Below are 21062 nucleotides of genomic sequence, written 5' to 3'. Positions count from 1 at the left end.
TTTAGATCAGGTTAATACGGCATTGGATGCGCTTTATGCGCGGTGGCGATGTCGGCCAAGACCTCGTCGCTTAGTTCTAGATCAATGGCGCCCAAAGCGACCTCAAGCTGGTCCATAGACGTCGTGCCAAAGATGATTGACGTCATAAAGGGCCGCTGCCGTGCCCAGGCCAGCGCCATCTGCGTCGGGTCCAGCCCGTGTTTCTGCGCGATATCCAGATAGGCGGCTGTCGCATCAAACACGCGGTCGGATTTGCGGCCGCCCAGATCACCGTTGATCGCCATACGCGACCCGTCAGGCACTGCGCCATTTTGATATTTGCCAGTCAACAGACCCGCTGCGAGGGGCGAAAAGGACAGCAATCCAACATCTTCATTGTGGCAAGCTTCGGCCAGATCGGTATCGGCCAGACGGCACAGCAGCGAATATTCGTTCTGCACCGACACAGGGCGCGGACCGCCGGTGCGCTCGGCGGCATTGGCCCACTGGGTCAGCCCCCACGCGCTTTCGTTGCTCAGACCAAAACTGCGGATCGTGCCGCGTTTTACCTCGTCTTGCAGCGCGCCCAAGCAGTCTTCCATGTGGGCAATCACATCGGCACGGTTTTGCGAGGACGGATCATAGTCCCAGTTCTTGCGAAACATATAGCTGCCGCGATCAGGCCAATGGAACTGGTACAAATCGATGTAGTCCGTCTGCAACCGCTTCAACGATCCCTCAAGGGTCTGGCGGATGGTCTTTGACGAAATCCCTGCCCCGTCACGCGGTGCCGCCCCCGCGCCTGAATGTTTGGTGGCCAGCACAAAATCCTTGCGCTTGCCTGATTTGGCGATCCATTGGCCGATGATTTCTTCGGTCAGCCCGACGGTTTCAGCCTTGATCGGGTTCACCGGATACATCTCGGCCGTGTCGATAAAGTTGATGCCCGCAGCCAATGCGCGCTCGATTTGCGCATGGCCTTCCTCGGGCGTGTTCTGTGTGCCCCATGTCATTGATCCAAGGCAGAAATCCGTCACTTCGATATCGGTGCGACCCAGTTTATTCATCTTCATCGTGTCATCCTTGTCTGCTGTTGCGCCACCCTCTCGTTTCGGCTGCCCCATCGCAAGAGCGTTTTCCACCCTGCGCAACAAAACACTGTTTGCGGCGTTTTTTCCGGACCGATGTCGTTTTGCCCGTTGGTTTCCCCGATGATTGCCGACAAGGTGAAACCATGCGCTTGCTCATCTCATTTGCCGCCCTGTTTTTATCCGTCATCTTGCTGCAACTGTCGTCGGGCGGTGTGGGGCCGCTGGACGTGCTTTCGGGCATTGAAATCGGATTTTCCAATCAGGAAATCGGCCTGTTGGGCTCGGCGCATTTTGTCGGCTTTTTCATCGGCTGCTGGTGGGCACCGCGTCTGATGGGCAGCGTCGGCCACAGTCGCGCCTTTGCGGCGTTCACGGCTTCGGGCGCAATCGGGTTGATGGCGCATATGCTGGTGCTGGACCCTTATGCATGGGCGCTGATGCGGGTGGCGTCGGGCCTGTGCGTCGCGGGCTGCTATACCGTGGTCGAGGCGTGGTTGAACGCCAAGGTCACAAACGAAACCCGGGGCCGCACCATGGGGGCCTACCGCGTGGTCGACATGAGCGGGTCCCTGGCGGCACAAATGATCATCGGCGTTTTGACCCCTGCATCCTATGTGTCGTATAATCTGCTGGCGATCCTGTGCTGTGCGGCGCTGATCCCGCTGACCCTCACCACTTTGCCTCAGCCTGAAACACCTGCGCAGCCGCGTTTGCGCCCACGGCTGGCGCTTGACCGGTCCCCTTTGGCGGTGGCGGCCGTCGTGGTTGCCGCGCTGTCCAGTGCGTCGTTTCGAATGGTCGGCCCGATCTATGGCGAAGAGGTCGGCCTGAGCGCGGGCCAGATTGCGTGGTTCCTGTCGGCCTTTGTCTTGGGCGGTGCGCTTGCGCAATTTCCCGTTGGCTGGCTGGCCGATAAATTCGACCGCCGCTGGGTGCTGATCTGGATGTCTGCCGCGTCGATGGTAAGCTGTGCGGTCACGGTGATGACGGCAGGTATGGGTACCCAAGCGATATTCTTTGCCGCAACATTTTTCGGGCTGACCACATTCCCGATCTATTCCGTCGCGGCATCCCATGCCCATGATTTTGCCACCAGCGAGGAACGCGTCGAATTGTCTGCCGCGCTGATGTTCTGGTTCGCCGTCGGCGCGATCTTTGCCCCCTATCTGGCGTCGGTGCTGATCGACAGCTACGGCCCGGCGGCGTTGTTTACGATGATATCGGTGGGGCATGGGGTCTTGGTCATCTTCGGGCTGACCCGCATGCGCGCACGCCCCACGGCACGGAAACGCACACCTTACGTCTATGCCCCGCGCACGTCTTTTACCATTGGCCGCCTGATGCGCCGCCAACGCGACGCAAGCGATAATAACGCCCCCTAGCCCTTGGCGCGTCCCTGCGTTAGAGACATGCCAAAGCATTCTCGGGGCCATTTACCATGACACGCCACCTTATCACCTCCGCCATTCCCTACATCAACGGGATCAAACACCTTGGTAACCTTGTGGGCAGCCAGTTGCCTGCGGATTTGTACGCCCGCTATCTGCGCGCGCGCGGCCACGAGGTTCTGTTCCTGTGTGCCACAGATGAACACGGCACCCCCGCCGAACTTGCCGCCGCCAAAGCGGGCAAACCCGTCGAGGAATATTGCGCCGAGATGCACGACGTTCAGGCGCGGATTGCCGAAGGGTTCGGCCTGTCATTTGATCATTTCGGTCGGTCGTCCAGCATGCAGAACCAAAAGCTGACCCAGCATTTTGCCGGCGCTTTGTACGACCAAGGGCTGATCGAAGAAGTTGAGCAACGGCAAATCTATTCCGAAACCGATGGCCGTTTTCTGCCCGACCGCTATGTCGAAGGCACCTGCCCCAACTGCGGCTTCGAAGACGCGCGCGGCGATCAATGCGACAACTGCACCAAACAGCTGGACCCCGAAGACCTGATCAACCCGCGTTCGACCGTATCGGGAGCCACCGATCTGGAAATGCGCGCCACAAAACATCTGTTCCTCAAGCAGTCCCAGATGAAAGACCGTCTGGACGCGTGGATCGAATCCAAAACCGATTGGCCCGTGTTGACCACCTCCATCGCCAAGAAATGGCTGCATGACGGTGACGGCCTTCAGGATCGTGGCATCACCCGCGACCTGAAATGGGGCGTCCCCGTCAAACGCGGCAACGAGGACTGGCCGGGCATGGAGGGCAAGGTATTCTATGTCTGGTTCGATGCCCCCATCGAATATATCGCCTGCGCCCAGGAATGGGTCGACGCGGGCAAAGGCACCGATTGGGAACGCTGGTGGCGTACCGACAAAGGTGCCGACGACGTGCGTTATACCCAGTTCATGGGCAAGGATAACGTGCCCTTCCACACGCTGAGCTTTCCGGCCACGATCATGGGCAGCAACGAGCCATGGAAGCTGGTCGATTACATCAAATCCTTCAACTACCTGACCTATGACGGCGGGCAGTTCTCGACCTCGCGCGGGCGCGGCGTGTTCATGGATCAGGCGCTGGAAATCCTGCCCGCCGATACATGGCGCTGGTGGCTGCTGAGCCATGCGCCGGAAACATCGGATGCGGAATTCACATGGGAAAATTTCCAAGCCTCGGTAAACAAGGATTTGGCCGACGTCTTGGGCAACTTCATCAGCCGGATCACCAAATTCTGCCGCTCGAAATTCAGCGAAGACGTGCCATCGGCTGGCGAATACGGCCCTGCCGAACATGCGCTGATCGCGGACCTGACCGAACGCGTCGCGCGGTACCAAACCGCGATGGAGGCCATGGAAGTCCGTAAATCCGCCGCCGAGCTGCGCGCGATCTGGGCTGCGGGCAACGAATACCTGCAAGCCGAGGCACCTTGGACCACGTTCAAAACCGACCCCGACAAAGCGGCGGCTCAGGTGCGTCTGGCGCTAAATCTGATCCCGCTATACGCGGTGCTGTCTGCGCCGTTTATCCCCACCGCAGCCGCCAGCATGTTGGAAAGCATGCATGTGGAAAATGCCCAATGGCCCGATGATGTGCCCGCCGCACTTGGCCAGCTTGCCCCAGGCCACGTCTTTGACGTGCCCGAGGTTCTATTCGCCAAAATCACCGACGAACAGCGCGAGGAATGGGCCGAAAAATTCGCGGGTGTGCGGAACTGACACAGCACATACCGTCCGCTGACAGGTGACCAAACGCTGTGTTCATTCGCGGCGCGGGTACCCCGTGAGCAAAAAACCGCACGCGCCTTTGAAAGGTGACGAACTGAATCTTACGTATTTTCAGTTGATTAGAGAGCGTGCGCAAAAAAGATGTATCGTTTTCGATCCGCGCGCGCATCATTGCGTTGGACAGATCGTTAGCGCGGATTATGTCACATAAAACACAGCGAAAGGGCCTAGGATTTAAATGCCTACAAGATCTATTGACGAGATGGCGGCAGAACTTGTGCACCTACAAGACGCATTGGCGGCCAAAGAAGCCGAAACAGCTAAGAATAACTCGGGAAGTAAATCCGTTCGCTTGACCTTTCTTGAGGCAATGATGGAAACTGTGCCGGTCGGCGTCGTAATGGCCGATGAGACCGGCAAGATCATCTATGGCAACAGCCATGTCGAAAAGATGGTGCGCCACCCTGTGATCCATTCCGAAGATGCCGACTCTTACGGTGGATGGGTGTCGTTTCACGAGGATGGCCGCCAGGTTAAAAGCCACGAATACCCGCTTTCGCGCGTTATACGCGATGGCGAAGAGCATTCCGAAATTGACGTGAATTACCAACGGGGTGACGGCACGCGGTTCTGGATGCGCATCATCGGCAAACCCGTGGTAGACGCCAATGGCACGCGCATCGGTGCATCGGTCGCGCTGATCGATATCGACGAAGAACGCCGCCTACGTGAGGCTCAAAATATCCTGATTGCCGAACTGAACCACCGCGTGAAGAACGCGTTCAGCGTGGTCAAATCCATCGTCAGCCAATCGTTGCGGAAAATGAGCGTTCAACGCGGGCTGCGTGAAACCATCGATCAACGGCTAAACGCCTATGCCTTGGCGCATTCCAAATTGGTCGGCACCACATGGGGCCGGGCCGAGATCGGTGCCGTTGCCGCAGACGTATTGGACCCCATCGGACATGGCCGCATTTTTCTGAACGGCCCCAAGATCGAGGTCCCCTCGCGCCAAGCATTGTCGTTCTCGATGGCATTTTACGAGCTTGCCACCAACGCCCTGAAATACGGCGCGCTGTCGGTCCCCGAGGGGCGCGTCAATTTGTCTTGGGAACAAACTGATACTGCGGATGGTTCGGTTATAGAACTCCACTGGAATGAGGAAGGCGGCCCCGCTGCAGAGAAACCAAGCGAAACGGGTTTTGGCAGCTTTATCACGGGCCGTGCATTACAAATGGAGACAGGCGGAGAAATCACAACGGATTTCGGGCCTGAGGGATATAAATGGCATCTTAGAATGCCGGAAAACACGGAAGATCAGGCAGAGTAATGGGCAATACACCTCAGAATATTTTTATCGTAGAAGACGAAGTCGTTGTGGCGTTTGAAATGACTGATATCCTCGAGGATATCGGCTTTAACGTCATAGGCCCGTCCATCCATCTGGAAGATGCCAAAGCCAAAGCACGTGAAGGCGATATCGACATTGCCTTTCTTGACGTGAATTTGGGGAACAACAAAACCTCAAAACCGGTTGCTGACATCCTGCGCGAACGCAACATCCCGTTCGTCTTTATTACCGCCTATGACGCGGATCAGATCAGCTTTCTCGGGCCTGATGATCGCGTTGTGAAAAAGCCGGTCAGCAGCCAAAAGCTGATTGAAACGTTGCGCCGCGTGTACCCAGACCTCGAAACGTGACCTAGCCGGTTTCAACCACCGATGATTGCGCCGTAATTGATAGGCCGCGACATGTCGTCGTGGCCTATTTTCGTGCCCGCACCGCCTAAGATTTGCGCAACTGCCGCTACCCCAGCGGATGTTGGCCGAATATGGCGATAAATCCAGCGCACCGGTTGCAAACCAGCGAAAGACATCCATATACCATCCACATGGATGGAGAATTGATTTGAGCAACGTTAGAAAAATCCGGGACAAGATGCCGGACAATGAGAAAATCACCATCAATCTAGGCTTTGTCGATCTGGGCCGGATTGATTTGCTGGTACAAGAAGGTTTCTATTCGAACCGGAGCGATTTCATTCGCACCGCCATTCGCAAGCAGCTGGATCACCAGTCAAGCAGCGTGGCCCAGTCAATTGACCGGCACACCATGGAAATGGGCCTGCGCGACTATACCGCCGCCGATCTTGAGGCCGTGCAGGCCGCCAACGAGCTGTTGCACATCAAGGTCGTGGGCCTTGCCCGGATCGCGCATGACGTGACGCCCGAACTTGCCCTTGCCACCATCGGGTCAATCAACGTTTTGGGCGCACTACAAGCCAGCCCAGAGGTGAAAAAGGCCCTTGGCGCACGGATCAGCTAACCCCTTCTTAATTCAGTTAAGGATACCGAAATGACAGATAAATTCACGTCGGCCCTACGTCGCGCGACCAAGCTGGTTCGCGCAGGCAACCCTGTAGGGGCCACAAAGACGATACAAACTGCGCTTCGGGGTGGTGGCTTGGCCGCGCTGGATGAGATGGCGAAATCCTCGAAAAAACCGTTCGGGAAACCGAGGGTCGGACGAAGCCTGCGCGAAACGCTTGCCGGTCTCAACGCGGGCATGGCACAATCGGCAACGACTGCCGCCGATGTAACGGAACCGCCCCTGACACCGGGCGCGCGCTTTGAGGCGGCACGTTTTGAATGCCCCCAAGGCAGCCGCGATTATCGCGTTTACATCCCTGACCTGAAGGGGCGTAAACCGGCGGCCATGATCATGATGTTGCACGGCTGCAAACAATCGCCCGTTGATTTCGCCAAAGGTACGGGCATGAACCAGTTGGCCGATAGCCATGGGCTGATCGTGGTGTACCCCGCGCAATCACGCGGCGCGAATATGCAATCCTGCTGGAACTGGTATTCCACCGGCGACCAAACGCGCGATGCGGGCGAGCCTGCGATCCTTGCGGGTTTGGCGCGTCAGATGCAGGGCGATCATGGGGTTGCCGAGGGCCGCGTTTTTGTCGCCGGGCTGTCTGCCGGTGCGGCAATGTCGGTTGTTCTGGGCCAGACCCATCCTGACGTGTTCAACGCCATCGGTGCCCATTCCGGGCTGCCCTATAAGGCCGCGCATGACGTGCCATCGGCCTTTACCGCGATGGGCGCGGGCAGTGCGCGCAACCATGAAACACGACCGATCCCGTCAATTGTGTTTCACGGCGACGCCGACGCCACAGTGCATGTAAAAAACGGCCAGCATATCGCCGAAGATGCTGCAACAGGTACACAAGTGGTCGACGATGGCAGCATCAAGAACCGCAACTTCACCCGCAGCACAACCCTTTCCCCCGCAGGCCATGCCGTGATGGAGCATTGGACAATCGCGGGTCTTGGGCACGCGTGGTCAGGCGGCGACAGCACCGGATCATACACTGATCCCGATGGCCCCGCTGCCAGCGCCGAAATGGTGCGGTTCTTCCTTAATTTGCCTACGAAAGGCGCATGATATGACCCATTCCCTGACCTTTGACGCCATCAGCGAAGCAACCCCCGGCCCCAAATGGGCCGCACGTTGGCTACGTTCCTGGCCCGCTTACGAGGCATGGTTCACCGCGCGCGGCGGTGACAACGGCCCCGACCGCGCCGCCTGCGAAGCCGCATTGCGCCAATATATGCCCGAGCTGGCCCCCGTGCATGCCAAGCTGACCAAGCTTGCCGGTGGATCGGACCGCGCGGCGCAGTTCCTGTCCACATGGTGTCCGCCCAGTTATCTGGGGGGTTGTTCGCTGGCTGTTGCAACATCCAATGACGACATCCGCCTAGTGCGCAATTACGATCTGTCGCCCGACCTGAACGAAGGCTTGCTGCTGCACAGCGCGTGGACCGGCAGGCGTGTCATGGGCATGGTTGAATTCCTGTGGGGATTATCCGACGGGATCAATGACGCAGGCCTTAGTATCGCGCTGGCATATGGCGGGCGGCAGGAAACCGGGCGCGGTTTCGGGATCACCACGATCCTGCGCTACGTGCTCGAGACCTGCGAAACCGTCCCTCAGGCTTTGCGTGTATTGCAACGCGTGCCATCCCATATGCCCTACAACGTGGTCGTTGCAGATGCGTCGGGGGCGGCGGCGAGTGTTGAAATGTATGCTGGCGGCGGTGCCAAGGTGCAGCCACGCCTTGTCGCCACCAACCACCAGACCGATGGCAGCACACCTGATCGCGGCACCTTTACCCGCACGTTCGAGCGGTCAAAGCACCTGAACGGCGTGTTGTCCGAGGGTGCCGCGCCCGCCACCCTCGTCGGTCGGTTCACCCAAGCCCCGCTGAAACAGGATCGCTATGCCGAAGGGTTTGGCACGCTGTTTACCGCGGAATACGAACCGCTGCGTCGCCAGATGACCCTGCATTGGGATGGCGACGTCTGGGCGCAGTCGCTTGATGCGTTCGAGGAAGGTACGCGTGAAGTGCGCTACGGCTCTGTGGGCGCGACAGCCTCGTATCACGCTGGCGATATCGACTGGGTCAAGATCGGCATGGATTATGCCGCAGGGCGACACCCCGACTGGCGCAGGTTCTTACCAAGCGGCGTCGACGTTGCCTGAGACCGCATAAAAACGCCGGCCCGATTTGTCTCGGGCCGGCGTTTACAGTTTCGAATGACGCATCTTGCGCCCCGGATCAGCCGTAGAACAACCGTGGGAAATACAAGGCGATTTCCGGGAACAGGATGATCAGCGCAACCCCGATCAGCGTCACCACGACATAGGGGAAGACCGATGCATAGATGTCGCCCATAGTGACATCAGGCGGTGCCACCCCCTTGAGGTAGAACAGGTTAAAGCCAAAGGGCGGCGTCATATATCCCACCTCCATCATGATGATGAACAAGATGCCGAACCAGATCGGGTCAAACCCTGCATCGCGCACCACGGGCAAGAACACCGGTAAGGTGATCAGCATAATGCCGACAGGGTCCAGAACCATCCCGAAAAAGAACAGCAAGACCAGCATAAAGAACAACGCGCCCCAACGCCCGCCGGGAATATATCCCATCAGATCAGAGATCAAGCTTTGCGCGCCCAATGCCGTGTAGGCTGTCGAAAACGCATGTGCCGCGAACAGGATCCACATCACCAGCGCCGTCAGCTTGAGCGTGGCAATCGACGCGTCGTGCAACACCTTCCAGGTGAGCTGCCCGTTGATCAAAGTCGCTACAAGTGACCCGAACACACCGATGGCTGCGGCCTCGGTCGGGGTGGCGAAACCGCCAAAAATAGCACCCAGAACAATCACCACAATCATGATCGGCAGGATCACCGCCTTGAGTGATCTGATCTTTTGCGACCAATCAGCACGTTCCTCGACGGGCAAGGCCGGGCCCAGATGCGGTTGAAGCCAGCAGCGCCCGCCGATGTACAGCGAGACCAGCACGAACAGGGTCAACCCCGGCCCAATGCCCGCTGCGAAAAGACGGCCAACCGATACTTCGGTCAGCAGCGAATAAAGCACCATCAGGATCGAGGGCGGGATCAGGATGCCCCATCCGCCGCCCGCATTAATGGCCCCTAGCGCCAGCTTTTTATCATACCCCCGCTCAAGCATCTTGGGCAGCGCGATGGTCCCCATTGTGACAACAGCCGCACCGGAGATCCCCGACATGGCGGCAAAGATCACGCAGATCAGAACCGTCCCGATGGCCAAGCCGCCGCGCAGGCCCCCAAACCATTGGTGCATCATATCGTAAAGGTCATTCGCGACCCCTGATTTTTCCAACAAGATCGCCATGAACACGAAAAGCGGCACCGCCATCAGGGTCGGCGATTGCATCGTCTCCCACATCTTCGAGGCCAGCAGATAGAACCCGATTGTTCCCATCTCAAAGTACAAAAACACCACTGAAACACCGCCCAGCACAAAGGCCAGCGGCGTTCCCAGCATCAAAAACAACAGCAATGCGCCGAAAAACAGCAAGGTAAGGAGTTCGACGCTCATCTTTGCTTCTCCTGAGTATTTGTTTCGTCTCGGTCCGGATCACCGGGTTTGCCAAACACATCCTCGGGGATCGGCAGCCCGCGCAACACACGGATGTCCGACCACAAGCGCACGATGCCTTGTAACAACAGCAAAATGGCCGCCACGGGGATAAGCGCCTTGGTGGGCCACAGCGGGGCTTTCCAGACGGAATTTGACCGTTCCATATCGGCAATCGCCTCGGATGCGATGTCCCAACCTTGCCAAAGCAGCACGCCCACAAACAGCAAAAACAGCGGCCATGTCAGGATGTCCACCGACGCCCTGCGCCCGCGCGACATGCGGCCATAGAAGATATCGACATTCACATGCCCGCGCTCGGTCAGCAGATAGCCGCCGCCGATGATCGCGTAGACACCAAAGATCAACGTGGCCAGTTCAGCTGTCCAGATAGTCGGGCTTCCCACCAGATATCGCATCACGACATCGGCCAGAAGCAGGACAAAAATCACCAAGACACCCAGCGACACCCATCGCCCGATAAATTGGTTCACACGCGTAATAGTACGGGCCAGTTGCATCATGGCGGCATGCTCCTTTTGTGCGAAAACCGGGCGGCGCACCACATGCGCGCCGCCCGATTCATCAAAGCTATAGGAAATTGGGCTTAGACGTAGCCCATGTCCTTCATCAGCGTGCGATAGATGTCAGCCGCTTTGGCTGCTTTCTCGCCCTTCTGGCCTTCGGTCTCAAGGATCTGAGCCGAGGCGGTCGAGAGCATTTCCAGCACATCGTCAGGCAGTTGCATCACTTCGATACCCTCGTTGGCCACACCTTCGGCCAACGCAATCGCTTCGAAATGCTGATATTCAGCCGACCGCAGGAAGAACCGTGTCGTGATCGTATCAACCAAGGCGCTGCGCAGGTCATCGGGCAGACCGTTCAACGCATCTTGGTTAAAGATGAACGCATCTGTGGTTTGCGCCAGAACCGGCTTGTAGTGGTATTTGCAAACTTCCCACAGCGACATGGATTGCGCGCCAATGGCAGCGCCCCAATGTGCGCCATCCACAACACCCGAGCTCAGCGATTGATACAATTCCGATCCGGGAATGTACTGCGGGGCTGCACCGGCAGCGGCCAGATAATCCAGCATCGCGCCCGAGGACCGGATCTTGAGGCCTTTGAAATCGGCTGCGGATTCGATCTTTTTCGACACAACCATTTCGGTTGGCAGTACCTTTTCGCACATCATGTGAACGCCGTCAGCGTTCAGGTCTTCGTTCACCAGCGCCTCGACGCCGAGGTTCTTAATCGCGTGTTCCATTTCCCACGCTTGGCGCAGGGTACCGGGGATGCCATAGGCAAATGTCGCCGCTTCCGCCTGATCCGAAATATAGGACGGGCTGATCGTGCCCATCGGCACAACACCCTTGCGCACGATGTTATAAATGTCAGGCCCCTTGGCGAATTCGCCCGCGCCCAGCAGTTCCAGCTTGAACGCGCCTTCGGTTTTTTCCTCTAGCTGCGACGCGATGACGCCCAAGCTGTCGGTAAAGGAACTGGATGCTTTGGGCCAATGCGCCTGAACGCGCCACGTGACCTCGCCTGCGGCAATCGCTTTGCCAACCAGCGCAGGTGATGCGACCGCTGCGACGGCCGCGCCGCGCAGCATGGACCGGCGGTTCAGCTTCATATTCTCTTTTGTCATGTCTTCCTCCCGTTGATTTCATAGATCGACGTGCCTCGGTTTGGCCCGTCCGTTTCGCCAAGATGTCCGACGAACGCTACTCCCGTAACCAGACCCTGACAAATGTCCGGTTGAACCTCAACAGAATTTTTTCCGAAAGTGAGCAAGGTCGCAGTTAAGTGAAAAAATCACCCAAAAATCCCGCACAGGCTATGTTTACCGCATCTCTATACCTTCAAAGTTGCTGTGGCAATTTCGGCATCGACGCGGCGAATTTTGCGTGGATTATTCCTGCGGCACAAACCTGCCCCTGCGCATTTTGTCGCAGTTGCTGCAGATACGGCTGAAAATCACCTTACGACCCGCCTTGCGCTTCTATTGCGGGTTGAACACCACAATATATGTGTGAAACTGATAAGTAGTAAGCGCTTTTGTGTGAAGCTTTTAACAGTCAGACCAACAAAAAGGGCTTTCATAATTTCCGCGTCACGTCTTGTCCGGGTCATAGGATTGCTAGAGGTGCGCCATCCGTTTTGGATGCCGGCGCGATCAATGACCTGCCTTTTACGAGAATGCGGTGTTTGATTAGGCGAATAGGTTTTTCGCCCGATGTACGCAGGTAATGTTGCCAGTTTAATTAGTAGTAGTGGATAATTAGTAATAGTGGATACGCACGTTATACTTCTCGCAGTCGGCTATGCCTTTGGTGCTGTCGTCAGTGGTGTTTATGCGATCAATCAGCCGATTTGGCAGGGATTGCTTGTTTTTTGGTTTGGTGGCGCGGCTGGGGCGACAATAGCTGCTTTGCTTTTCAAGATTTGGGTCTGGATCACACATGTAATGCGCAACCGTCGTCGTACTTGAAGCACAAAACCGATGTATGCAGCGCGCCGCTGACGGTTACGTAGCGACGGGCTTTGCTATGTTCAGCGCGGCCTCAAGCCGTGACCAATCGCCCTCATTGCCGGGCAGACCAAGCCGGATCCATGTATCCGAGTATGGGAAAATCCGGGTCCATATATGGCGCGCGGCAAGATCGCGCTGCGCCTTGGCCGCATCCAGCGTCGCGTAGGTGCGAAACAAGGGTGTGCCCCCGATCAGCTCCCAGCCCGCGTCCCGCGCAAGCAGATCAAGGCGGGCCACATCACGCCGTAGCTGTGCGCGCGTCTGATCCGCCCACGCATCATCCTCAAATGCGCGTTTGCAAACTTCGATCGCCATACCCGATACGGGCCACGGGCCAACCATATCCCGGATTTTATCCGCCAGCGCAGGTGCCCCCAGCACAAATCCAAGGCGCACCCCCGCCAGTCCGTAAAACTTTCCAAAGGAACGCAGGATCACCACGTTACCCGGAAGCACCAGCGATGCGCTGGCCAACGACATCTCCGGTTCGGGGTCGGCAAAACTTTCGTCGACGATCAAAAGGCCGACCGTTGCGGCCAGCGCCAACAGGGCTTTGGCTGTGTAAACATTACCATCAGGGTTGTTGGGGTTAACCACCACGGCAAGGTCGGCCCCTTCGAGTGCGCCAAAGGTCGCGACCTCGTCCACGTCCCAGCCGCCCGATCGCAGGGCCGCGGCATGTTCGTTATAGGTCGGCGTCAGAATTGCGGCCCATCCCACGGGTTTCAATGTCGGCACGAGCTGGATTGCCGCTTGGGCCCCCGCCACGGCGACCACGTCAAGCGACGTGCCATACGCACGCTGCGCCGCGCGCTCTAGCCCGATCAGGCTGTCGCGTTCGGGAAGACGCGTCCAAGCTGCCGCTGATAGCTGGCCGACCGGATAGGGGGACCCGTTGATACCCGTCGACAGGTCGATCCAATCAGCGGGGTCACCGCCGAATTCCGCTATCGCCAACCCCATATTGCCGCCGTGGTCTCGCATTCCGTGATCCTTACACAATCGCAAACAGCGCTATGATAGCGGCAAGCCCAACCATAGTCCGCAGATAAAGCGCGAGCCCGCGCGCAATAGACGTTGCATCGGCATCGGGTGCCTCGGCATTCAACCACGGCTCGTCCGCTATTTTGTCATCATAGATACGCGGACCGGACAGCCGCACATTCAACGCCCCCGCCATGGCGGATTCAGGCCAGCCCGCATTGGGCGATCTGTGATGGCCCGCATCGCGCAGCATGGTGCCAAAGGATTGTGAGACCCGCCCAGACAGAAGCGCAAACAGCACCCCCGTCAACCGCGCCGGGATCAGATTAACGATGTCATCCAGCCGGGCCGCGACCATCCCAAAATTCTCATAGCGCGCAGATCGGTGCCCGATCATTGAATCCATCGTGTTGATCGCCTTGTATCCCACCAAGCCCGGCAGGCCGAATACCAAACCCCAGAACACCGGCGCGACAATCCCGTCTGATGCGTTTTCGGCCAAACTTTCCAACGATGCGCGCGCGATACCTGCGTCATCCAGTGTATTCGGGTTGCGTCCGATGATCATTGACACCGCATGTCTGGCTTTGTCCGTGTCGCCTTGCTCAAGCGGTCGCGCGACGGCGGCCACATGATCATACAGCGACCGGGCAGCCACGAACGGCCACGCCAGAATGCCGCCGATCACAACGCCGACCCATCCGTCCGGCAGAACGGAACTGATCCAGATGCAGGGTAAAACCGCCCCACCTAGGATAATGAGAACGAGCGCCGCCCCGAGGATTTTTTGAACGCCCGCAGATTGGCCAGCATCGTTCATCCGCGCCTCAAGCAGGGTAATCGCGCGCCCCAGCCACGTCACCGGATGGCCGATCAGGCGAAACAACCGCGCAGGCCATGCGAACACAGCTTCGATCACGAAGCCGATCAATAAGGCTGCTGCGAAGCTCAACGCTCTGATCCCGTGGAAAACCGGAACGCCCCGGTTAATCCCGCGCCTTTTAGAACCGCTGTGGCCGTTGCGGGCACCGCCCCCTGCGCGAAAATGAACGCGCGCGCCGATCCTGTGTGCGCCCGCGCATGCCCTAATGCGCCCAACTGCTTTGCGATTAAAGCGCTTGGATCGCCCGATGGCCCACGCAGGCGGGTCGTGCGATCAGCCGCTTCACTCGCCAGCATTGCAAGCTTGGCCAAGTCAGACCTGTTTGCGGCGTTTGCCCAAAGCGGCACCAGATCAGAGATATCCGCGAAATCACTGTCCGCCGGATCGGTTCTAATCGGGTCGCCCAGATAGCCGCCCACAATCTCACATTTTGGCGGTGCCTTGAATTCCCCGCAAATTTCCGCCCGCCGCGAGGACCAAAGCACGGCATCCGGCTGGGTTAGCATCAAGGGATCTGTCGCGCCTTCGACCCGCAAACACGCCGCTGGCAGCAACGTTTCATCAGCGCCCGCCGCCCGCGCAAGCGCAATCAGGCTCGCCGTTGACGACCCTGCCCCAACCCCCAACGTCATATTTCCAGACAGGCTGAAATCTCCGCCCTCGGGTTTTCCGACGGCAGACAGCAAGGCTTGCAATTGATCTTGGGTCACCGCTGCCAAGCCCGAATGACGCAATCGTAAATCCGTGGCGGGGGTATAGGTCGCTTGCGCATAAAGCACATTACAGGTCATCGTTATCACAACCACTGGTCCGTCAGGGCCAAACCGCCCCTGCAGCCATTCACCGAAATGCCCAGCAGCCCTGCCAGTACGCCCGATTGGCTGAGTGTTTTCGCATAACGTCCGCATGTGATTGCTCAAATCAGAACTACCTCGGTAAAATCAAGTCATATTGATCATCGAACCCGAAACGACAACAGCCAAGACCGCAGATATGCATTGGCCCTTAGGGGTGACGTACCCCGCGGGCGTAATCGGACAACCAGTCCGCCAGACGGCCAACGGCGATATGCAGCGCCACGGTCAGGCAGGCCAACACGATCAGGCTTGCGAACATCAAATCAATCTTGGCACGGCCATTGGCGAGCAGCATCAGGTAGCCAAGCCCCTTGGACGCGCCCACCCATTCACCAATCACGGCCCCGATCGGGGCATAAACAGCAGACAGCCGCAGACCCGTACCAAGGCTGGGCAGCGCGCTTGGTATCCGGACATGCCGCATAAAATGGTATTTCCCCGCCCCCATCGAGACGGACAGATCGTGATAGCCCCGATCGATACGCGTCAGGCCATCGTGGAATGCCGATGCCACGGGGAAATAGATGATAATCACCGTCATCACGATTTTTGACCCCATGCCATAGCCGAACCAAAGCGTCAGCAGCGGGGCCAATGCAAAAACCGGCACCGCTTGGGTAAAGACCAAAAGCGGCAGCATCAAACGTTCAGCGGTTTTTGACAGGGCCAGATGGATCGCAGTCGCGGCCCCCAGCACGGTGCCCAACGTCAGGCCCAGCAGAACCTCAACCGTGGTGACCCAAGCGTTTTCGGCAATGATCGCACGGCTGTGAAAGGCCGCCTGCGCCACACGCCACGGCGAGGGCAATATGAAATGTGGCGCATCTGTCAGCAATACAGTTGTCTGCCACAGTGCCAAACCCACCAGAACCGCGATCAGGATGTCGCGACCCCTCATGCGGCGATCCCGCGCATATGTGCCAATAGGCGGATCTGACACGCAAGCGTTTGCGCGTCATCGATGGAACGCGGGGGCAGTGTGTCGGGCACCGGCCACGCTTGCGCATCTTGGGCCGACATGATGATGATCTGATGCGCAAGGCGGGTCGCCTCTGACGGGTCATGGGTCACCAGCAATACGGTGCGCCCATGTAAAACCTCGGCGGCCAGTTCCTGCATATCCGCGCGGGTTCCTGCATCAAGGGCCGAAAACGGTTCGTCCAGAAATACAACCGGGCGGTCCTCGAACAAGGTCCGCGCAAGCGCCGCGCGCTGGCGCATGCCGCCGGACAAGGTGTTTGGCTTGTTATGTGTATGCTCTGACAGCCCGACCCGTGCCAACAGATCGGCAGCACGGGTTGTATCCGGCTTTTCACCACGCAGACGGGCACCGATGCAGACATTTTCAATCACCGACAGCCAAGGCAGCAACAGGTCGGATTGCGCCATATAACTGATGCGCCCCGCCAAACCCGCCCCGTCCGTGGCCGTAATACTGCCCGCAAATTGCCCGCCGGTTTCCAGATCAAGGATCAGCCGCAGGATGGTGGATTTCCCCACTCCTGACCGCCCCAACAGACAGGTCCATTGGCCACCGGGCAGTTCGATATCGGCATCGAACAAGACCAGCCCGCCGATCCGGTGCTGCCCCGCAAAATTGATCCCCGGCGGCACCGTCATTGACCGTTTAGACCCATTTGCCAAAACGCAATCTCAAGCCTTGTGGCGGTCGTAAACCGGTTTTGCAGCACAGCGCCACGCGGAGAATTGGCAAGGTCGCCAATCCGCCGCGCGACCGCATCATCGATCATTGCGCCAACCGTTTTGCACAGCGATTGATAACCGGGATCGGCATAGGTGTTGATCCAATCGGCATAGGGCGTATCGGGGGCCTTATCCTGCGCGAGCCGCAGACCGATTTCACCATAACCCATCACGCAAGGGGCCAATGCCGCCATCAGATCAAGGAAGTCCCCCTGATGGCCCGCATCCAGCACATAGCGCGTATAGGCTAGGTTTTCGGGTGCCTCAGCCGCGTTAAAAAGCGTTTGCTCGTCAATGCCCTCGGTGGCGCAAACCTGAATATGCAATGCCATCTCGTGATTAACGAGCGCATCAACAGTGGCTGAACAGACCTTCATTTCGTCCAGCGTTTCGGCTTTTACCACACCCAGCGACCACGCCCGCGCGAAATGCACCAAAAAGACATAGTCCTGTACCAGATAATGCAGGAACGCATGGCGCGGCAGCGACCCATCACGCAGCCCTTCGACAAAAGGATGGTGGGTATAGTCACGCCACGGGTCTGCCGCCTTTGCGCGCCACAGGGCAAAGGTTTCGCCATAGTCGGGGGCCATCAGTCTGCCGTCACATCAATGGCGATCTGCGACACGGGGTTCTGGCTTGGGATCAACCCCGCCTCGTTTAAAAAAGCCTCGAACGCGGCATAGCGACCGGCATCCATGGCGGCAGGACGCAGCGCGAAACGAGGGATGGTATCGGCCCATGCCAACGCGTTCAGCTCGTCTTGCAGTTCGGCCGAGGTGCCCGAGAATACCGCCCAGCTTTCTTCGGGATTGTTCACGATATACTGTGTCGCCTGTTCGGTCGCGGCCAGAAAACGGGCGATCATATCCTTGTCCATGCTGTCACTGTTGGCGACATAGATCAGCTCGTCATAAGAGGGCAGCCCCTCTTCCTCAACAAAGAAACACGTGCCTTTGATGTCTTCGATTTTCATCTGGTTCAGCTCGAAATTCCGGAATGCACCGATAACCGCATCCACCTGTCCAGACATCAGCGATGGTGACAGCGACCAGTTCACGTTGACCAGTTCGACATCATCCGGCGCGACCCCGTTGTGGCGCAGGATCGCGCCCAGCACGGCCTCTTCCACGCCCCCGACAGAGAACCCAACCTTTTTACCGGCCAAATCTGCGGGGGATTTGATCGGGCCGTCTGCCAGCGCCAAAAGACAGTTAAGCGGCGTCGCGACCAAGGTGCCGACCCGTTTCAGGGGCAGCCCCTCGTGGATTTGCAGGTGCAATTGCGGCTGATAGGAAATCGCCAGATCCGCCTTGCCTGCGGCCACCAGCTTGGGCGGGTCCGACGGGTCAGCCGGCGCGATGGCCGTGACGTCCAGATCTTGATCAGCAAAGAAACCTTTTTCTTGCGCGATAATGATGGGGCCGTGGTTGGGGTTCACGAACCAGTCCAGCAGCACGGTCATTTCGTCAGCGGCGGCCAAGGGCGATGCAGCCAGCGATAATGCGACGGTAAACGAGGTCAGTTTCATGTGTTTTGCCTTTCGGGTTGTACTGTGTCGCCAGCGGCGACAAGGGAAATTTCACCAGCCCAATAGGACCGTAGATGTGTCGCAGCCTGCCAGGCCCGCAGCCCGGATCGACAGGCAAACACTGCGCGCGCGCCCGTGTTCGGGGCGGCGTTTTGCTGCTGGGTGAACTGCGCGACAGTCAAACGCTGTGCAAAAGGGGCGACGGGCGTTGGTGCCTCGGTCTCATCGCGCAGCTCCACGACAAAATCAGATGCCGTAATGGCCGATGCGGCGATAAACCCCAGCTCTGCATCAGGCTCGGGGGCGGTATCAAAGCGAAAGCCGCCCGTGCGAAGGCTGTGCATGTCAAAGCTGATCAATTGCCCCAACGGGGACGGCGATTGCCCGATGAAACAGCCCAAGGCCATTTGCGCCTGTGCCGCCCCGATCAGCCCCACCGTAGGCCCCATGACCCCGGCCGTGGCGCAGCTGGCCGTGCGGTCCGGCAGATCGGGGAACACGGCACGCAGCGACGGGGCCGTGCCACAGAACCCACCGACATACCCCGCAAACCCCAACACCGACGCGCTGATCAACGGGATGCCCGCCGCGCGACAGATATCAGACAGAATATAGCTGACCGCGAAACTGTCGGCGCAATCCAGCACAAGAGTGCTGCCCGCCACAAGTTGCGGCGCATTTACCGGATCAAGCGGCTGCGGAACGGTGTCTATTTCACACTCGGCATTCAGATGGCGCAGGCTAGCCGCCGCGGCCTCGACCTTTAGCGCGCCGATATCGGTTTCGCGAAACAGAACCTGACGGTGCAGATTGCTGAGCGAGACATGATCCCCATCCACGAGCGTCAGATGCCCGATGCCCGCGCCCACAAGATACTGAAGCACAGGCGCGCCCAACCCGCCTGCCCCGACAACCAACACCCGCGCGGCACGCAGGCGCTCTTGGCCAGCTTTGCCCACCTCGGCAAGGGTTTCTTGGCGGATATACCTGCTCATCTTGTCGCCGCCAGCCATGCACGCACACGGGTCTCGGGGCTGTCATTCAACGTGATGTCGGTCACCGCCGCCACAACATCCGCCCCGGCAGCAAAGGCCCCCGTGGCGCGGTCGATGTTCATGCCACCGATGGCAATCAGCGGCGTATCCCCGATCGCGGCGCGCCATGTGGTCAGCTTTTCCACACCTTGCTGATGCCATTTCATCTGCTTCAGGATCGTCGGGTATATCGGGCCAAGTGCGATATAATCGGGGCGCAGGTTCAGTGCGCGGGCAAGTTCGGCCTTGTCATGGGTGCTGACCCCAAGGCGGATGCCCGCACGTTGAATGGCAACCATATCGGCATCATCAAGGTCTTCCTGACCCAGATGGATATACGTGCAACCCGCGTCAATCGCGACGCGCCAGTGATCGTTGATAACAAGCGTACAGTCATGCGCAGCACAGATCGCTTTTGCGCGGCGGATATGATCGCACAGCGCCTTTGGGCTGGCGTCTTTCATCCGCAATTGCACCAGTTTGATACCAATCGGCACAAGACGTTCCAGCCAATCGGCACTGTCAAAAATGGGGTAAAACCGATCTAGTGTCATTCTAGGAACGCCTTTCCGAGCACCGGCGTGGACGGCGTGGCCATATCGCGCGGGTCCATCGGATCAGCGGCATGGGCAAGCTGCCCGGCGCTGACCGCCATTGCAAAGGCCATCGCCATCGCCGCAGGGTCGCCTGCCTTGGCCACGGCGGTGTTCAGCAACACCGCATCAAACCCCATCTCCATCGCTTGTGCGGCCTGCGATGGCAGCCCAAGCCCTGCGTCAATCACCAACGGCACATCGGGGAAATGCGCCCGCATGGCGCGCAGCCCAAAGATATTGTTCAGCCCCAACCCCGATCCAATCGGTGCGCCCCACGGCATCAACACCTCGCACCCGGCCTGCAACAATTTGTCAGCAACAACCAGATCTTCGGTCGTGTAGGGAAACACCTGAAAGCCGTCTTCGGTCAGAATCCGCGCCGCTTCGACCAAGCCGAATACATCAGGTTGCAGGGTATCTTCCTCGCCGATCACCTCAAGCTTGATCCACTTGGTGTCAAAGACTTCGCGCGCCATGTGGGCGGTGGTCACCGCCTCTTTGACGGAATGGCAGCCTGCCGTGTTGGGCAGAATGTGAACGCCAAGGCCCTGCACCAATGTCCAAAAATCCTGCCCCCCGCGATCACGCCCGCTTTCGCGGCGCAGCGATACTGTCGCCACGCTTGCCGCACTGCGTGCGAACGCATCTGCCAAAATCGCGGGCGACGGGTATTGCGCCGTGCCCAGCATCAAGCCGTTCGCCAGCGTCGTGCCGTAAAAATCACGCAT

General features: G+C 58.6%; 21 protein-coding genes. 7 read left to right on the top strand and 14 right to left on the bottom strand.

Annotated elements, in window-relative coordinates; translation table 11 throughout:
- Window positions 1-11: 11 nt before the first annotated feature.
- Window positions 12-1052: an aldo/keto reductase gene (locus tag KZZ06_RS09570; RefSeq protein ID WP_219579800.1), complete on the bottom strand. Its 1041-nt coding sequence runs from the start codon at window positions 1050-1052 to the stop codon at window positions 12-14.
- 161 nt (window positions 1053-1213) lie between these two features.
- Here KZZ06_RS09570 and KZZ06_RS09565 point away from each other — a divergent pair, with 161 nt between their 5' ends.
- From KZZ06_RS09565 to KZZ06_RS09535, 7 genes are all read left to right on the top strand, one after another.
- On the top strand, window positions 1214-2452 hold the full coding sequence (locus KZZ06_RS09565) for an MFS transporter (RefSeq protein ID WP_219579799.1): 1239 nt from the start codon (window positions 1214-1216) through the stop codon (window positions 2450-2452).
- 56 nt (window positions 2453-2508) lie between these two features.
- Window positions 2509-4221: a methionine--tRNA ligase gene (gene metG / locus KZZ06_RS09560; RefSeq protein WP_219579798.1), complete on the top strand. Its 1713-nt coding sequence runs from the start codon at window positions 2509-2511 to the stop codon at window positions 4219-4221.
- Window positions 4222-4468: 247 nt separating this feature from the next.
- Window positions 4469-5560 carry an HWE histidine kinase domain-containing protein gene (locus tag KZZ06_RS09555; RefSeq protein WP_219579797.1) on the top strand — a complete coding sequence of 364 codons (1092 nt, stop codon included), beginning with the start codon at window positions 4469-4471 and terminating at the stop codon, window positions 5558-5560.
- Window positions 5560-5931: a response regulator gene (locus KZZ06_RS09550; RefSeq protein ID WP_219579796.1), complete on the top strand. Its 372-nt coding sequence runs from the start codon at window positions 5560-5562 to the stop codon at window positions 5929-5931. The genes KZZ06_RS09555 and KZZ06_RS09550 overlap by 1 nt, the downstream gene beginning before the upstream one ends.
- A gap of 208 nt (window positions 5932-6139) precedes the next feature.
- Window positions 6140-6556, top strand: coding sequence for a CopG family transcriptional regulator (locus tag KZZ06_RS09545; RefSeq protein ID WP_219579795.1), 417 nt, complete (start codon window positions 6140-6142; stop codon window positions 6554-6556).
- Between the two features lie 30 nt (window positions 6557-6586).
- Entirely contained in the window at window positions 6587-7681 is a 1095-nt protein-coding gene (locus KZZ06_RS09540) for a PHB depolymerase family esterase (RefSeq protein ID WP_219579794.1), read from the top strand.
- Window position 7682: 1 nt separating this feature from the next.
- On the top strand, window positions 7683-8780 hold the full coding sequence (locus KZZ06_RS09535) for a C45 family autoproteolytic acyltransferase/hydolase (protein ID WP_219579793.1): 1098 nt from the start codon (window positions 7683-7685) through the stop codon (window positions 8778-8780).
- 76 nt (window positions 8781-8856) lie between these two features.
- Here the strand turns inward: KZZ06_RS09535 and KZZ06_RS09530 are convergent, their stop codons facing one another.
- From KZZ06_RS09530 to KZZ06_RS09470, 13 genes are all read right to left on the bottom strand, one after another.
- Window positions 8857-10170, bottom strand: a complete 1314-nt coding sequence (locus KZZ06_RS09530) for a TRAP transporter large permease subunit (protein WP_219579792.1) — start codon at window positions 10168-10170, stop codon at window positions 8857-8859.
- Window positions 10167-10733 carry a TRAP transporter small permease subunit gene (locus KZZ06_RS09525; protein WP_219579791.1) on the bottom strand — a complete coding sequence of 189 codons (567 nt, stop codon included), beginning with the start codon at window positions 10731-10733 and terminating at the stop codon, window positions 10167-10169. The genes KZZ06_RS09530 and KZZ06_RS09525 overlap by 4 nt, the downstream gene beginning before the upstream one ends.
- 83 nt (window positions 10734-10816) lie before the next feature.
- Complete coding sequence (dctP, locus tag KZZ06_RS09520; RefSeq protein ID WP_219579790.1) at window positions 10817-11860, bottom strand: TRAP transporter substrate-binding protein DctP; 1044 nt, start codon at window positions 11858-11860, stop codon at window positions 10817-10819.
- A gap of 879 nt (window positions 11861-12739) precedes the next feature.
- Complete coding sequence (cobD, locus tag KZZ06_RS09515; protein WP_219579789.1) at window positions 12740-13729, bottom strand: threonine-phosphate decarboxylase CobD; 990 nt, start codon at window positions 13727-13729, stop codon at window positions 12740-12742.
- A gap of 10 nt (window positions 13730-13739) precedes the next feature.
- Window positions 13740-14681, bottom strand: coding sequence for an adenosylcobinamide-phosphate synthase CbiB (cbiB, locus tag KZZ06_RS09510; RefSeq protein ID WP_219579788.1), 942 nt, complete (start codon window positions 14679-14681; stop codon window positions 13740-13742).
- Window positions 14678-15520: a hypothetical protein gene (locus KZZ06_RS09505; RefSeq protein WP_257884271.1), complete on the bottom strand. Its 843-nt coding sequence runs from the start codon at window positions 15518-15520 to the stop codon at window positions 14678-14680. The genes cbiB and KZZ06_RS09505 overlap by 4 nt, the downstream gene beginning before the upstream one ends.
- Window positions 15521-15617: 97 nt before the next feature.
- Window positions 15618-16367 (bottom strand): ABC transporter permease, encoded by a 750-nt coding sequence (locus tag KZZ06_RS09500; protein WP_219579787.1) that lies wholly within the window; start codon window positions 16365-16367, stop codon window positions 15618-15620.
- The gene (locus tag KZZ06_RS09495) at window positions 16364-17089 is read right to left on the bottom strand and encodes an ABC transporter ATP-binding protein (protein ID WP_219579786.1); all 726 of its coding nucleotides are present in this window, start codon (window positions 17087-17089) and stop codon (window positions 16364-16366) included. Before KZZ06_RS09495 ends, KZZ06_RS09500 begins: the two co-directional genes overlap by 4 nt.
- Window positions 17086-17766 (bottom strand): thiaminase II, encoded by a 681-nt coding sequence (tenA, locus tag KZZ06_RS09490; RefSeq protein ID WP_219579785.1) that lies wholly within the window; start codon window positions 17764-17766, stop codon window positions 17086-17088. The genes KZZ06_RS09495 and tenA overlap by 4 nt, the downstream gene beginning before the upstream one ends.
- On the bottom strand, window positions 17766-18704 hold the full coding sequence (locus KZZ06_RS09485) for an ABC transporter substrate-binding protein (RefSeq protein WP_219579784.1): 939 nt from the start codon (window positions 18702-18704) through the stop codon (window positions 17766-17768). The genes tenA and KZZ06_RS09485 overlap by 1 nt, the downstream gene beginning before the upstream one ends.
- On the bottom strand, window positions 18701-19699 hold the full coding sequence (locus KZZ06_RS09480; RefSeq protein ID WP_219579783.1) for a HesA/MoeB/ThiF family protein: 999 nt from the start codon (window positions 19697-19699) through the stop codon (window positions 18701-18703). Before KZZ06_RS09480 ends, KZZ06_RS09485 begins: the two co-directional genes overlap by 4 nt.
- Complete coding sequence (locus KZZ06_RS09475) at window positions 19696-20292, bottom strand: thiamine phosphate synthase (protein WP_219579782.1); 597 nt, start codon at window positions 20290-20292, stop codon at window positions 19696-19698. The genes KZZ06_RS09480 and KZZ06_RS09475 overlap by 4 nt, the downstream gene beginning before the upstream one ends.
- Window positions 20289-21062, bottom strand: coding sequence for a thiazole synthase (locus KZZ06_RS09470; protein ID WP_219579781.1), 774 nt, complete (start codon window positions 21060-21062; stop codon window positions 20289-20291). Before KZZ06_RS09470 ends, KZZ06_RS09475 begins: the two co-directional genes overlap by 4 nt.

This window comes from Sulfitobacter sp. CW3 (genome assembly GCF_019392245.1).
Classification (GTDB): Bacteria; Pseudomonadota; Alphaproteobacteria; order Rhodobacterales; family Rhodobacteraceae; genus Sulfitobacter.
The sequence above is the reverse complement of the archived record's forward strand: the minus strand, read 5'-3'. Positions and strand labels throughout refer to the sequence as shown.

What these genes read in the sequence shown, in the direction of transcription:
- KZZ06_RS09570 (WP_219579800.1), bottom strand. Translation starts at nt 1,052, where the DNA reads ATGAAGATGAATAAACTGGGTCGCACCGATATCGAAGTGACGGATTTC.
- KZZ06_RS09565 (WP_219579799.1), top strand. Translation starts at nt 1,214, where the DNA reads ATGCGCTTGCTCATCTCATTTGCCGCCCTGTTTTTATCCGTCATCTTG.
- metG (WP_219579798.1), top strand. Translation starts at nt 2,509, where the DNA reads ATGACACGCCACCTTATCACCTCCGCCATTCCCTACATCAACGGGATC.
- KZZ06_RS09555 (WP_219579797.1), top strand. Translation starts at nt 4,469, where the DNA reads ATGCCTACAAGATCTATTGACGAGATGGCGGCAGAACTTGTGCACCTA.
- KZZ06_RS09550 (WP_219579796.1), top strand. Translation starts at nt 5,560, where the DNA reads ATGGGCAATACACCTCAGAATATTTTTATCGTAGAAGACGAAGTCGTT.
- KZZ06_RS09540 (WP_219579794.1), top strand. Translation starts at nt 6,587, where the DNA reads ATGACAGATAAATTCACGTCGGCCCTACGTCGCGCGACCAAGCTGGTT.
- KZZ06_RS09535 (WP_219579793.1), top strand. Translation starts at nt 7,683, where the DNA reads ATGACCCATTCCCTGACCTTTGACGCCATCAGCGAAGCAACCCCCGGC.
- KZZ06_RS09530 (WP_219579792.1), bottom strand. Translation starts at nt 10,170, where the DNA reads ATGAGCGTCGAACTCCTTACCTTGCTGTTTTTCGGCGCATTGCTGTTG.
- KZZ06_RS09525 (WP_219579791.1), bottom strand. Translation starts at nt 10,733, where the DNA reads ATGATGCAACTGGCCCGTACTATTACGCGTGTGAACCAATTTATCGGG.
- dctP (WP_219579790.1), bottom strand. Translation starts at nt 11,860, where the DNA reads ATGACAAAAGAGAATATGAAGCTGAACCGCCGGTCCATGCTGCGCGGC.
- cobD (WP_219579789.1), bottom strand. Translation starts at nt 13,729, where the DNA reads ATGCGAGACCACGGCGGCAATATGGGGTTGGCGATAGCGGAATTCGGC.
- KZZ06_RS09505 (WP_257884271.1), bottom strand. Translation starts at nt 15,520, where the DNA reads ATGCGGACGTTATGCGAAAACACTCAGCCAATCGGGCGTACTGGCAGG.
- KZZ06_RS09500 (WP_219579787.1), bottom strand. Translation starts at nt 16,367, where the DNA reads ATGAGGGGTCGCGACATCCTGATCGCGGTTCTGGTGGGTTTGGCACTG.
- KZZ06_RS09495 (WP_219579786.1), bottom strand. Translation starts at nt 17,089, where the DNA reads ATGACGGTGCCGCCGGGGATCAATTTTGCGGGGCAGCACCGGATCGGC.
- tenA (WP_219579785.1), bottom strand. Translation starts at nt 17,766, where the DNA reads ATGGCCCCCGACTATGGCGAAACCTTTGCCCTGTGGCGCGCAAAGGCG.
- KZZ06_RS09485 (WP_219579784.1), bottom strand. Translation starts at nt 18,704, where the DNA reads ATGAAACTGACCTCGTTTACCGTCGCATTATCGCTGGCTGCATCGCCC.
- KZZ06_RS09480 (WP_219579783.1), bottom strand. Translation starts at nt 19,699, where the DNA reads ATGAGCAGGTATATCCGCCAAGAAACCCTTGCCGAGGTGGGCAAAGCT.
- KZZ06_RS09475 (WP_219579782.1), bottom strand. Translation starts at nt 20,292, where the DNA reads ATGACACTAGATCGGTTTTACCCCATTTTTGACAGTGCCGATTGGCTG.
- KZZ06_RS09470 (WP_219579781.1), bottom strand. Translation starts at nt 21,062, where the DNA reads ATGCGTGATTTTTACGGCACGACGCTGGCGAACGGCTTGATGCTGGGC.